The organism is Nonomuraea sp. NPDC049141, assembly GCF_040648415.1.
In the GTDB taxonomy this organism is placed as follows: Bacteria; Actinomycetota; Actinomycetes; order Streptosporangiales; family Streptosporangiaceae; genus Nonomuraea.
On sequence record NZ_JBEZDR010000003.1, the window covers coordinates 1 to 11,841 of the forward strand.

An 11,841-nucleotide genomic window follows, 5' to 3' on the forward strand; every position below is an offset into this window, starting at 1 on the left:
AGCGTTACATCGCCCGCGACATCTACCGGATCATCCGCCACCCACAGGACTCCAAGGCCGCCCCTTGAACTGCTTGACATCCATAGGGGCATCAAACGCGCCTACATCTTCCTCGGCACCGTCACCCTGGCCGCCCTGGCCATCTGGCTCCGAACTTGATCTAAGAAACAGCTCTTAGCCTGTGTATTGGGCTCCGAGAGCGCGCAGCCGCGAATGCGCGGACTCGTACGGGGCCGGGGTGCCGAGGTAGGACTTGGGGAGTTTGGCGACCATCGTGTAGTTGGTGTCGCACACGTTTCCCACCGGCGCCTGCCCGCCCTGGCTGACCAGTTGGTAGGCGTCGAGCGTGTCGAGCCCGGTCAGGGCCGACGTCCAGGTGACCAGGTCGTGCTGGCTGATGCGGTAGGCGTCCTCCAGCGGTCTGGCCGAGCCGGTGGACATCAGGTGCAGGTCGTCCTCCATCCGCGGCCAGGGCGTCGCCACACCCTTGATCAGCTCGACCGCCACGACCGTGTTCATGGCGGCCTCGACCGCGGTGCCGCACACCTCGCCGTGGCCCTGCCGGCCGTGGCCGTCGCCGATGGAGAACAGCCCGCCCGCCACGTTGACGCCCAGATAGACGGTGACGCCCGCGCGTAGTTCGGGAGTGTCCATGTTGCCGCCGTGAGCGTCGGGCGTGATCGTCATCCGCGCCTCGTTCGCGGCGGGTGCGACGCCGACCGTGCCGTGCATCGGGTCGAGCGGTAGTTCCACGCTGTAGTCACTGCTGCGGGCGTGGTAGACGGCGACGCCTTTGGCGGTGTCGAGGTCGTAGCGCCAGACCCGTTCCTCCAGCGGTGGCTGCAGCATGGCGGTGGTGTGCGTGCCGGTCAGCGCCCCGAAATGCGGGAACGTGGTGGAGACCGCCCAGTCCCTGGCCGGGGTGATCGAGATGAAGTGCAGCGCCAGCGTGTCGCCGGGCTCGGCCCCCGTCACGTGGAACGGCCCGGTGACCGGGTTCAGGTAGGGGAACTCGCACACCTGTGACGGCAGGTCGTCGACCGTGCGGACCCGGCCGCCGAAGCAGTCCTCGGTGAACAACTCGACGATCGTGCCCGGCGCTACCTTGCCGACCGGGGCGCGCCCGCCGAAGGTGTAGCCGAACTCCTCAGGCGAGGGACGATAGGACACGACGTTCACGAGACCTCCGAGGGCAGGGCGGGCCTGCGGCCCATGAGATAGAGCACGACGACGGCGAGCAGCCCGAGACCGAGCCAGATGAAGCCGAGCAACTGCGCCGCGAGGCTCGCGTTGATGACGACGAGCACCAGCACGGCGAATCCGATCACCGGTACGACCAGGTGCGCGAGCCAGTCGCGGCTGCGCTGCCGCACCACGTAGTGCACGACGACGGCCACGTGCAGCAGCAGGAACGCGGTCATCGCGCCGAAGTTGACCAAGGAGCTGAGCAGATCGATGCCCTTGTCGTAGAGGCTCATGCCGACGCCGAGCAGCAGCGAGACGGCCGCGACGGCGAGCGTGGCGTTCGCCGGCACCTTGTGCCTGGGGTCGACGCGGGCCAGGAACGAGGGCAACTGCCGGTCACGCGCCATCGCGAACAGCAGTCGCGAGGTGGCCGCCTGCGCGACCAGCGAGTTGGCGAAGCCCCAGGCGATGGCCGTCGCCACCGCGCACAGCACGCCCAACCAGGCGCCGCCGGCGTACGAGGCCAGGTCGTAGAAGGCGTTGCCCAGCTGCGCCCCCGGGGCCAGCAGGGCGGCTCTGTCGGGCACCAGCAGCGCCGCGACCCAGGTCTGCACCACGAACAGCACGGCGGCCAGCGCCAGCGCGGCCACCATGGACCTGCCGAGGCGCCGCGCGTCCTCACGGTTCTCCTCGGCCAGCGTGGAGATGCCGTCGAAGCCCAGGAACGACAGCACCGCAACCGACGCCGCCCCGAACACCAGCGTCCAGGAGAAGGTGGCGGAGTCGTAGATGGGGGTCAGCACGCCCGCCGTGCCCTTGCCCTGCGCCAGCGCGATCCCGGCGACGACCAGGAAGATCGCGAGCACGAGCAGCTCGGCCACCAGCATGATCCGGGTGATCCGGGCCGTCATCTGGATGCCGAGGTAGTTCACCACGGTGTTGAGCAGCACGAAGGCGACGAGCCACAGCCACACCGGCACCGCGGGCACGAAAGAGTTCATGGCCGTGCTCGCCACCAGGTAGAGCAGCGCCGGGACCAGCAGATAGTCGAGCAGGATCGCCCACCCGGCGATGAACCCGACCGGCGGTGCTATGCCCCGGCCCGCGTAGGTGTAGACCGATCCGGCCATCGGAAAGGCCCTGGCCATCTGCGCGTACGACAGCCCGCTGAACGCCATCGCGACCAGCCCGATCACGTAGGCGAGGGCCACCATCCCGCCGGAGAGTGCGAAGACGTTGCCGAAGATGCCGAACGGCGCGATCGGCACCATGAAGATCAACCCGTAGATCATCAGGTCGGTGAAGCCGAGAGAACGCTGGAGCTCTTGACGGTAGCCGAACTGCTCGATGCTGCTCATGGACGGCTCCTCGCTGCATGGGGGGCGATTCGCACACTAGATTCAAAGCCCGTTACTGACCAGGCTTCGCCATCAGGCGGCAGGTGACGGCCCTGCTCGAACCCGTGGGCGGAGAAGCTGGAGCCGGCCCTGTCGGCGGCGCTCGCGACCTACCAGGTGCCTCAGGAACTGGCCCAGGCCAGCATGCTCCAGCTCTGCCGTGACCTGCACCGGCTGAACATCCTGGCCACCTAGCGCCTCTATGAGGGCCGCTAGTTCTCCTTCTTCTGGCGGTCGTTGTCACTCCAGATCAGCAGGGCGACTCCGGCCGCCGCGATCGCCAGGTAGACGGGGGTCGGGACGTCGAACCGCCTGCTCAGGATGCCCCAGTCGGTGTCGAAGAAGACCCGCCCCACAAAGCCACCCAAACCCTGGATGGCCATGACCACTCCCAGAAATCCCCTCATGCCTCCACCATGGCGAGTCGGTGGAGGCACGGGCATCGAACCTAGGACGACGGCAGGGCCTACTAAAGTTCAGCGTGGTCTGTTGTGGAATCCCGGGCGTTCACTCACGCCCGGGAGGAAGCGGCGGCGCGGGAGGTCCGTCAAGGGCAGGGCGGTGCAGTGGCGGCGACGTTCAGGGAGCGGCTCAGTCTGGGTGTTTCTGGTTGTCGATGTACTCCTTGATGATCGTGAGTGGTGCGCCTCCGCAGGAGGCGGCGAAGTAGGAGGGGGACCAGAAGCGCCCGCCCTGCAGAAACTTGCCGATGTGGGCTGGGTGCTCCTTGCGCAGCAGCCGCGTCGAGACGCCCTTGAGGCTGTTCACCAGCGTCGACAGGGCCACTTTCGGCGGGTAGTGAACGAGCAGGTGCACGTGATCGGAATCTCCGTTGAACTCGACCAGCTCGGCCCCGAAGCTGTCACAGACCTCGATCATGATGTCTGCGCAGCGGGCGAGGATCTCGTCGGTGAACACACCACGCCGGTCCTTCGGCATGAAGACCAAATGCGCATGCAGGCTATATACGACGCTACGGCCCCGTCTGATATCGGGATTCGGTTCCCAGCGCGGTGACATACGCCAAATGATAATGTGTTCGATGTGAGGCTGGTGGTGCAGGTGAAACTCCTGCCGACGCCTGAGCAGGAGGCGGCGCTGGAGGCGACCCTGCGCGCTTGTAACGATGCCGCCATGTGGGTCTCGACGCTCGCTCACGAGCAACGCGTGTTCGGCAACTATGACCTGCGTAAGCATGTCTACGGACAGATCAAGGACGAGTACGGGCTGGCGGCTCAGGCCGCGCAGCATGTCATCAAGAAGGTCACCGACGCTTATACGACGCTGAAGTCCAACATCCGTGCGGGGAACCTGGGCGCGCAAGGCTCCCGGCGGCGCGAGCGAGCCGAAGGCAAACCGATCGCGTTCCGCCCCCAGGCGGCGCAACCGTTCGATGACCGGTGCCTGTCGTGGCAGATGGGCGCCCAGACGGTGTCCATCTGGACCGTGACGGGGCGAATGAAGAGCATCGCGTTCACCGCCTCTGCCGATCAGCTCAAGACACTGGCCGCCTGGCGCAAGGGCGAATCCGACCTCGTGCACCGCGACGGCATGTGGTTCCTGATGGCCACCTGCGATCTCCCGGACCGGCCCGTGCGCACCCCGGATGGTTTCGTGGGTGTGGACCTGGGGATCGCCGACATCGCCACGACCAGCGATGGGGTCCACCACTCGGGCAAGGGGCTGAACGCGGTCCGGCACCGCCACCGGGAGTTGCGCCGCCGGTTGCAGGCCAAGAAGACCAAGTCCGCCAAGCGGCTGTTGAAGAGACGCCGCCGTAAAGAGGCGCGGTTCGCCGCGAACACCAACCACACCATTGCCAAGCAGATCGTGACCGAGGCAGAACGCACCGGACAAGGCATCGCGCTCGAAGATCTGAGCGGGATTCGCGACCGGGTACGGCTCCGTAAGCCCCAGCGGGTCACGCTGCACTCGTGGAGTTTTCATCAGCTCGGCGGGTTCGTCGCTTACAAAGCGGCCCGCGCCGGGATCGCACTCGTTTATGTTGATCCGGCTTTTACCTCACAGCAGTGCTCGCGCTGCGGGCATGTGGACAAGAAGAACCGGCCCGACCAGGAAACCTTCCTCTGCACGTCGTGCGGCTTCGCTGAGCACGCCGACGTCAACGCAGCCCGCAACATCGCCTCGCGCGGTGTTGCGGGCTGGGCAGTGAGTCACGCTGCCGACGACGCGGCCTGAACCGTCGAATCCATCGACGGCGAGGAACTGCAAGCTTGGTCGTTACGGCCGAGAAGCTGACGCCGTCATGGGTAGAGGCCGCGCATCTGGTGGGCCTCCGCGACCCGGCCGACGCCGATGACGTGCGCCGCCTGCCGCAGCGTGAGGTCGCGGGCCGTGGCCAGCGAGCGCACCTCGGCGTAGGCGCCCTCCATCAGGTCGCGCAGCTTCAGCTCCACCTCGTCGCCGCTCCACGAGTAGGCCTGCATGTTCTGCACCCACTCCAGGTACGACACGATCACCCCGCCGGCGTTGGCCAGGATGTCGGGCACCACGATCGTGCCGTTGGCGGCCAGGATCTCGTCCGCCTCCGGCGTGGTGGGCCCGTTGGCGCCCTCCACGATCAGGCGGGCGCGGATCCGCGGCGCGTTCTCACCGGTGATCGCGCCCTCCAGGGCCGCGGGCACCAGCACGTCCACGTCCAGCTCGAACAGTTCGGTGTGGTCCAGCGCGTCGGCGTGGCGGTAGCCGGCCACACCGCCCGACTCGGCGGCCCAGGCGCGCAGGTCGGCGATGTCGAGCCCGCCGGCCGCGTACACCGCGCCCGTCGCGTCGGACACGGCGACCACCGTGCAGCCCGCGTCGGAGAGGTACTGGGCGGCCGGGGCACCCACCTTGCCGAAGCCCTGCACGGCCACCGTCACGCCTTCGGGCGAGCGGCCGAGCGCGCACATGGCGGCGATCTGGACGCCGCGCGAGGTCGCGCCGGACCGGCCGAGTGAGCCGCCCAGCATCAGCGGCTTGCCGGTGACCACACCGGGCACCGCGTAGCCGGTGTTGACGCTGTAGGTGTCCATGACCCAGGCCATGGTCTGCTCGTCGGTGCCGACGTCGGGCGCCGGGATGTCCTTCTCCGGGCCGATCATCGGCAGGATCTCGTTGACGTAGCGCCGGGTCACCCGCTCCAGCTCACGCTGGGTGAGCACGGCCGGGTCCACGGCCACGCCGCCCTTGGCGCCGCCGTACGGGATGCCGACCAGCGCGCACTTCCACGTCATCCACATCGCGAGCGCGGTGACCTCGTGGATGTCGGTATGGGGATGAAAGCGGAGGCCGCCCTTGGCGGGGCCGCGTGAGACGTTGTGCTGAACCCGGAAGCCCTGCACGACGTCCATGCCCCCGTCCTCGCGGCGCACGGGGACCGAGACGGTCAGCGAGCGGCGCGGCGTGGCGAGCATCGTGCGGAGCCCGGCGTCGAGCCGGAGATGTTCGGCGGCCTGGTCCAGTTGGTGGAGGGCCGAATCGAGGGCCTGGCGGCCGGGTGTGATCAGGGCCGGCGTCCTTGACGGCACCATGACGGTCATGGAAGGGATTCCTCCTGTTGTCTACGCCCGGAACGTGGGGCGAGGCGCCATTGCCTGCCTTGTTTGGGCGTTCGTGTCGTGATCATCCTAGAGCGCGGCGTTTATTGCTGCCTAGGTTTTCGGGTTTGCCGTATCCCAGGTGATCTGCTGTCATCAATTACATGCGTTGATCGTGGTGCTGCAAACGTGCCACTCTGGCAGGCTTGCCACTACATGTGTGCCGAACTGTCGAATTTGGGGGACTGATGCCCGCTCTGGTCGTCGGGCCCATGCTGCGCTACGTCGATTCCGCCAGCGCCTCGATCTGGGTGGAGACCGGCACGCCAGGCCTGGTCACCGTGGAGGCCGCGGGCCGGGTCTTCTCCTCGTCCACCTTCACCGTCCATGGACACCACTACGCGATCGTCGATCTGCTCGAGCTGACGGAGAGCGTCGACTCGTACGTGGTCAAGATAGGGGAAGAGCAGGTCTGGCCGCTCGAAGGTTGGCCCCCCAGCCGCATCAGACTGTTCCCGGCGGAGGGGCCGAGCCGGGTGGCGTTCGGCTCCTGCCGCACCAGCGTGCCCCACGACACCACATACGTCCTGACTCACGGCGAGGACGTGCTGCGCTCCTACGGCTCACACCTCAAGGACGCGGACGCCGGGGAGTGGCCGGACCTGCTGCTGCTCCTCGGCGACCAGGTCTACGCCGACAGCCCGTCACCCGAGATGCTGGAGTTCATCGCCGCGCGCAGGGACAGCGAGCCGCAGAAGGAGATCGCCGACTTCGAGGAGTACGCCGAGCTCTACCGGCTGGCCTGGACCGAGCCGGAGATCCGCTGGGTGCTCTCCACCGTGCCCACCGCGATGATCTTCGATGACCACGACCTGCGCGATGACTGGAACACCTCCCAGACCTGGCGCGAGCAGATGGCCGCGACCTCCTGGTGGAAGCGCCGGGTGATCTCCGGGCTCGGCGCCTACTGGGTCTACCAGCACCTCGGCAACCTGTCGCCGGCCGAGCGGGCGGACGACGCGCTGCTGGCGACCCTGCTGAAGGGCGGGGACGGCGAGGCGCTCGACGCCTTCGCCGAACGGGCCGACGCCGAGCCCAGCAGCAACCGGTGGAGCTACTCCCGCGAGCTCGGCGGCACCCGCCTGATCATGATCGATACCCGGTGCGCCAGGCAGCTCACCCCGGCCGACCGGCGGATGCTCGACCCGGTCGAGTGGGCCTGGCTGGAGGAGGAGGTCGCCAAGCCCGCCGAACGGCTGGTCATCGGCTCGTCGATCCCGTTCCTGCTGCCAGAGGGTGTCCACTTCGTCCAGAACTGGAACGAGGCGCTCTGCGCCGGCAAGTGGGGCAAGACCGTCGCGCGGCTCTCGGAGCGGTTCCGGCAGGCGATCGACCTCGAGCACTGGGCGGCCTTCCGCCGCTCCTTCGAGGACCTGGCCCGGCTGCTGGTCCAGATCGGCAAGCCGGTGCTGATGCTCTCCGGCGACGTGCACTACTCCTACCTGGCCAAGGTCGACGGCCGGCCGATCTACCAGGTCGTCTGCTCGCCGATCCGCAACCCGCTCAGCCCGGTGCTGCGCTGGGCCAACGTGTTCAGCCAGTTCGGCCTGGCCACGCTGGTCGGCGGCCTGCTGGCGCGGCTGGCCCGCATTCCGCGCCCGCCGTTCCGCTGGGAGGTCATCGCCGGGCCGTGGTTCCAGAACGCCGTGGCCACGCTGACCCTGCCCGGCGAACTGGACTGGTACGAATCCTCTGGCAGCACCGTCAAGCGCATCGATTCTGTACGACTTCCGTGAAAACGGTTATCGTTGGCTTTTGTGTACCATGACCACTACTCTGTTGCCGTCCCCTTCTATGACCTTTGGCATGAGGATGGGCATGTCCCGGAGATCCGCCGGCTCCTCCCACCGCTGCTCAAGGACGTCCGCCGGAGCGTCATGGAGATCGGCGCCGGCACCGGCCTGATCACCGAGCTGATCGCGTGGGAGACCCCGGCGGAGATCTACGCCGTCGAACCGTCGCTCGGCATGCGGTCGGTCCTGGTCTCCCGCCTGGCCGAGCGCGCCGATCTGCTGTCCCGGGTGACCGTCCTGCCCTGCGGCGCGCTCGACGTGGACGTGGACGAGCCGGTCGAGGCCATCGTGATGATCTCGGTCCTGCACGCCTTCGACACGGCCGAGCGGGAGCGGCTGTGGGCGGTCCTGGCCAGGCAGCTCGAACCCGGCGGGCTGCTGGTGTTCAACCATCGCGAACCGCCCCCTCGAATCCCGGGTGAGCTTGAGCGGATGGGCTTGTACCAGGTCGGCAGGCACACGTACGAGATCTGGGGACAGGTGCTGGAGGCGGCGGGCGAGACCGTCAGGGCGCGCTTCCTCTACCAGATCAGGCAGCGTGGGGTGCTGATCAGCGAGGACGAGGTCGTCAGCGTCAGTCATCGGCCCGGCAGGGGGCGGCTGGACGCCGAGCTCGACGCGGCCGGCTTCACGGCCGAGCGGGATGCGGACGGCCTCCTGGCGTGGCGGCTGGTGGGAAATAGCGTGAAATAGGTGGAACCGGTGTCCCGCGTGCGGTCAACAACAGGGTGACCGCATGAGAGAGGACCGGCACGTGGTGGGTGTTCAGGAGTTACCTGAAACGCTGGACGACTCGGCGCTGATCGCGCAATCGGTGAGTGATCCGGAACGTTTCGCGGCGCTGTTCGACCGGCATGCCGAAGAGATCCACCGGTACGCCGCCAGGCGCCTCGGCCCGGAGCCGGCCGAAGACGTGACAGGCGAGGTGTTCCTCGTCGCCTTCCGCGCCCGCGCGCGCTACGACCGCTCGTGGCCGGACGCCAGGCCCTGGCTGTACGGCATCGCCACCAAGGTCGTCGCCCAGCATCGCCGGGCGGAGCGGCGGCGCATCCACGCGATGTCCAAGGTGAGCGTGGAGCGGCCGGGCTCGTTCGACGACCGCAGCGCGGACCGGGTCACCGCCGAGCAGCTCCAGCCCAGGCTGGCGCGGGCGCTGACCCGGCTCAGCGCGGCGGAGCGCGACCTGCTGCTCCTGGTGGCGTGGGCGGACCTGACATACGAGGACGCGGCGCTCGCGCTCGGCGTGCCGGTGGGCACGGTCCGGTCCAGGCTGCACCGGCTCCGCGTCAAGGTACGCAGGGCTCTCGGCGGCATCGATCCCTTCGCAGAGGAGCCCCAGGATGGATGACGAGATTCGGACGTTCGCGGACGGGCGGCCGGCCGCTCCGCCGTATCCGGAAGAGGCCCGCGCCAAGGCGCGCGAACGGTTGCTGCGCGAGGCCCGCGAGGGACGTGGGTTCCGCTTTCCGAAGCTGGGCTGGCAGGCCGTAACCGCGTTCGGGGTGACGGTCGCTCTCGTCGGGGGCGTGGCCGTGGCCCTGTCGGCGCGGCAGCCGAACCTGGGGGTGGCCGCCTCGGCCACCCAGTCGGCGGCCGTGTCGGCGGATGAGCTGCGGCCCAGGCCCGGCCAGTTCATCCTGGTCGAGACCAAGGGCATGATCAGCTCGACCTCGGCGGGCAGCAGTGGCGCGGTCCGTTTCCTGTCCGGGACGCACCGGAAGATCTGGCAATCGGTCGACGCCCGCGCGGACGGCCTGCTGCTGATGGAAGGGCAGGATCCGCCGCTGCCCAAGGAGAGGCCCGAGCGGACGCCCGCACAATGGGCGCGGCTCCCCTCCTGCCCCGACCAGCTCGGGCGCTTCCGGGTCGACTACGCCTACCTGAGCACGCTGCCCCCTGACCCGGCGAGGATGCGCGACCTGCTCTACAAACGGGAGTCCGGTGGCAAGAGGGGCGCCGACGAGGTGGCGTTCACCGCGGTGGGTGACCTGATCAGGGAGACGTACATGCCCAGGGCGCAGCGTGACGCGCTGTTCGAGGCCGCCAAGTCGATCCCGGGGGTACAGGTGGCCGAGGGGGTCAAGGACTTCGTCGGGCGCGAGGGGGTGGCGCTGGGCAGGGTGTCCGCGGGGATCCTGGAGCAGTTGGTCTTCGATCGGGACACACACGTGCTGCTCGGGGAACACCGCACGGTCGTGGACGCCGAAGCCGGCGGCGCGCCGGCGGACAGTATGCTCACCACGACGGCTCAGGTGAAGGTGAGCGTCGTGGACCGGCTGCCGGAGCCGACGGGCACGGTGATCGAGTCCGCCGGCTGCGCTCCGCAGCCCACCGCGACCCTCGAGCCCACCGATCAGCCGACCGACCCGCCCACGGACCAATCCGCCGATCCATCGACCGAGCAGCCCACGGACCAGCCGACCGATAGCGGCCCCGCGGAGGATCCGTCGCTCACCGACCCTCCGGCGTTGCCCAGCGACCTGCCGGAGGACCCGGCCACGGGCCCCGCCGACATCACCGCCACCGCGCAACCGGCACCGATCGGCAGCGGCCCTGGATCCTAGGGCTTGGCGCTCTGGACGATGCGGGTGGCTTCGGCGCGTTCCTTGTCGAGTGTCTGGCGGACCTGGTCGAAGTCGGCGGGGTGCTGTTTCATGGCGGCATTCTGGAGTTTCTCCTCCGCGCCGCGCCAGACCTCGACGAGGTCCGACTCTTTCTTGCATGCGACGTCGGCGACCGCGGTGGCCGTTTCGGCTTTCGCCGAACCCGGGTCCTTCCACCGGTCGTCGGCGGCGGCGGCCAAGGGGTCGGCATACTCTTTCTGGCCGCGGGCGCGCATACACGACCGCCACTTGTCGAAAGCTGCCCGGACGTGGAGGTCCTTCGTCCGGGTCTGTTCGAAGATCTCCCGCTCCAGGCGCGTCAGCAGGGGCGACTCGGTGCCGTCGACGTAGACCCGGCGCATGCTGTCATCAAGGCAGTTGTTCGCCGCCGATCGTTCGACCGCGTCGCGGTAGCCACCGCGCGCCCGGTCCGCCCGGTCTCGTTCTTTCTCGACGGAGGTGAGCGGGGCGTGATAGCCCATCCGCGTGGCGACCAAGGGCTCTATGACCCCGTACCGGCGGCGGTTGGGTGCCTCGAGCACAGTGAGCGCGGGCAGAGCCGGGCGGCTGTACCCCTTCTTCTGGAGGCACTGGCCGGCGAGAACGTCCGTTGCCCGCTCGACGCGTTCGATGTCCGTCTCGGTCCGCTTGTAGGCGTCGAACGGCAGGCGCAGCGCCTGCGCTTCGGCGGACGGGTCGATGACGGGCCGCTCGGGGGCGGTCGAGGGGGCGGGAGCCGCGCACGCGGCGGTGGATACCAGCACCAGCGCCAGGCAGCCCCACGCCCACCGACCGGCGATCAGCCTACGTCGCAGGGGACTTTCCTGAACCAGAGGGATTCGACGGTGTTGTCGAAGCCGTTGTTGGTGAAGTCGCTGTCGTTGCTGCGCGGCGCCGCGTAGTACCTGACACCGGTCCGGTTGTCACCGCTGTAGAGGTCGATACCCGAGTAGGACGCGTTCGCCATCGAGCTCGCCTCGTTCTCGAGAGCGCCCAGGTCGTCCCGTAGCTGGGTGGAACACGTGATGTCCTTACGCGCGCCCTGATAGTCGTCGTGCTCCCAGAACGTGATGAGGTTCCTGCTGGCCATCGTCGCTTCGGCCGGGCTGACGGTGAGCACGGAGAACGACGTGACGAGCGCGATCCCCGCAGCCGCGAGTTTCTTCATGTGCCCTCTTCTATGGATAGGCGGAGCCGGCCCGCCAAGAGTCGCTGATCTTGGCAAGGGATCATACATATCCAGGACGAAGTGGACGTGCCTTTC

12 protein-coding genes are annotated in these 11,841 nt (G+C 68.3%); 5 read left to right on the top strand and 7 right to left on the bottom strand.

Annotated elements, in window-relative coordinates:
* Nucleotides 1-174: 174 nt before the first annotated feature.
* From AB0B91_RS08615 to tnpA, 4 genes are all read right to left on the bottom strand, one after another.
* Nucleotides 175-1,170: an acetamidase/formamidase family protein gene (locus tag AB0B91_RS08615; RefSeq protein WP_358317535.1), complete on the bottom strand. Its 996-nt coding sequence runs from the start codon at nucleotides 1,168-1,170 to the stop codon at nucleotides 175-177.
* 5 nt (nucleotides 1,171-1,175) lie between these two features.
* On the bottom strand, nucleotides 1,176-2,543 hold the full coding sequence (locus AB0B91_RS08620; RefSeq protein ID WP_358317537.1) for an APC family permease: 1,368 nt from the start codon (nucleotides 2,541-2,543) through the stop codon (nucleotides 1,176-1,178).
* Nucleotides 2,544-2,794: 251 nt separating this feature from the next.
* A complete protein-coding gene (locus AB0B91_RS08625) occupies nucleotides 2,795-2,989 on the bottom strand; it encodes a hypothetical protein (RefSeq protein WP_358317539.1) in 195 nt (64 codons plus the stop codon).
* Nucleotides 2,990-3,173: 184 nt separating this feature from the next.
* A complete protein-coding gene (gene tnpA / locus AB0B91_RS08630; RefSeq protein WP_358317541.1) occupies nucleotides 3,174-3,602 on the bottom strand; it encodes an IS200/IS605 family transposase in 429 nt (142 codons plus the stop codon).
* 24 nt (nucleotides 3,603-3,626) lie between these two features.
* Here tnpA and AB0B91_RS08635 point away from each other — a divergent pair, with 24 nt between their 5' ends.
* Nucleotides 3,627-4,781, top strand: a complete 1,155-nt coding sequence (locus AB0B91_RS08635) for a transposase (protein WP_358317543.1) — start codon at nucleotides 3,627-3,629, stop codon at nucleotides 4,779-4,781.
* A 65-nt stretch (nucleotides 4,782-4,846) separates the two neighbouring features.
* Here the strand turns inward: AB0B91_RS08635 and AB0B91_RS08640 are convergent, their stop codons facing one another.
* On the bottom strand, nucleotides 4,847-6,124 hold the full coding sequence (locus AB0B91_RS08640; RefSeq protein WP_358317545.1) for a Glu/Leu/Phe/Val dehydrogenase: 1,278 nt from the start codon (nucleotides 6,122-6,124) through the stop codon (nucleotides 4,847-4,849).
* A gap of 245 nt (nucleotides 6,125-6,369) precedes the next feature.
* On the opposite strand from AB0B91_RS08640, the gene AB0B91_RS08645 reads away from it, so the two are divergent.
* Genes AB0B91_RS08645 through AB0B91_RS08660 form a run of 4 tightly spaced genes read left to right on the top strand, consistent with a single transcriptional unit; the run spans nucleotide 6,370 to nucleotide 10,538 of the window.
* Nucleotides 6,370-7,917 (top strand): alkaline phosphatase D family protein, encoded by a 1,548-nt coding sequence (locus AB0B91_RS08645; RefSeq protein ID WP_358317547.1) that lies wholly within the window; start codon nucleotides 6,370-6,372, stop codon nucleotides 7,915-7,917.
* A gap of 21 nt (nucleotides 7,918-7,938) precedes the next feature.
* On the top strand, nucleotides 7,939-8,667 hold the full coding sequence (locus tag AB0B91_RS08650; protein ID WP_358317549.1) for a class I SAM-dependent methyltransferase: 729 nt from the start codon (nucleotides 7,939-7,941) through the stop codon (nucleotides 8,665-8,667).
* Nucleotides 8,668-8,710: 43 nt separating this feature from the next.
* Nucleotides 8,711-9,322, top strand: coding sequence for an RNA polymerase sigma factor (locus AB0B91_RS08655; RefSeq protein ID WP_358317551.1), 612 nt, complete (start codon nucleotides 8,711-8,713; stop codon nucleotides 9,320-9,322).
* Nucleotides 9,315-10,538: a CU044_5270 family protein gene (locus tag AB0B91_RS08660; protein WP_358317553.1), complete on the top strand. Its 1,224-nt coding sequence runs from the start codon at nucleotides 9,315-9,317 to the stop codon at nucleotides 10,536-10,538. Before AB0B91_RS08655 ends, AB0B91_RS08660 begins: the two co-directional genes overlap by 8 nt.
* Here the strand turns inward: AB0B91_RS08660 and AB0B91_RS08665 are convergent.
* Nucleotides 10,535-11,341: a hypothetical protein gene (locus AB0B91_RS08665; protein WP_358317555.1), complete on the bottom strand. Its 807-nt coding sequence runs from the start codon at nucleotides 11,339-11,341 to the stop codon at nucleotides 10,535-10,537. The genes AB0B91_RS08660 and AB0B91_RS08665 overlap by 4 nt on opposite strands.
* Nucleotides 11,342-11,376: 35 nt before the next feature.
* Nucleotides 11,377-11,745, bottom strand: coding sequence for a hypothetical protein (locus AB0B91_RS08670; RefSeq protein WP_358317557.1), 369 nt, complete (start codon nucleotides 11,743-11,745; stop codon nucleotides 11,377-11,379).
* Between the last annotated feature and the right edge of the window lie 96 nt (nucleotides 11,746-11,841).

What these genes read in the sequence shown, in the direction of transcription:
- AB0B91_RS08660 (WP_358317553.1), top strand. Translation starts at nt 9,315, where the DNA reads ATGGATGACGAGATTCGGACGTTCGCGGACGGGCGGCCGGCCGCTCCG.
- AB0B91_RS08625 (WP_358317539.1), bottom strand. Translation starts at nt 2,989, where the DNA reads ATGAGGGGATTTCTGGGAGTGGTCATGGCCATCCAGGGTTTGGGTGGC.
- tnpA (WP_358317541.1), bottom strand. Translation starts at nt 3,602, where the DNA reads ATGTCACCGCGCTGGGAACCGAATCCCGATATCAGACGGGGCCGTAGC.
- AB0B91_RS08655 (WP_358317551.1), top strand. Translation starts at nt 8,711, where the DNA reads ATGAGAGAGGACCGGCACGTGGTGGGTGTTCAGGAGTTACCTGAAACG.
- AB0B91_RS08640 (WP_358317545.1), bottom strand. Translation starts at nt 6,124, where the DNA reads ATGACCGTCATGGTGCCGTCAAGGACGCCGGCCCTGATCACACCCGGC.
- AB0B91_RS08670 (WP_358317557.1), bottom strand. Translation starts at nt 11,745, where the DNA reads ATGAAGAAACTCGCGGCTGCGGGGATCGCGCTCGTCACGTCGTTCTCC.
- AB0B91_RS08645 (WP_358317547.1), top strand. Translation starts at nt 6,370, where the DNA reads ATGCCCGCTCTGGTCGTCGGGCCCATGCTGCGCTACGTCGATTCCGCC.
- AB0B91_RS08620 (WP_358317537.1), bottom strand. Translation starts at nt 2,543, where the DNA reads ATGAGCAGCATCGAGCAGTTCGGCTACCGTCAAGAGCTCCAGCGTTCT.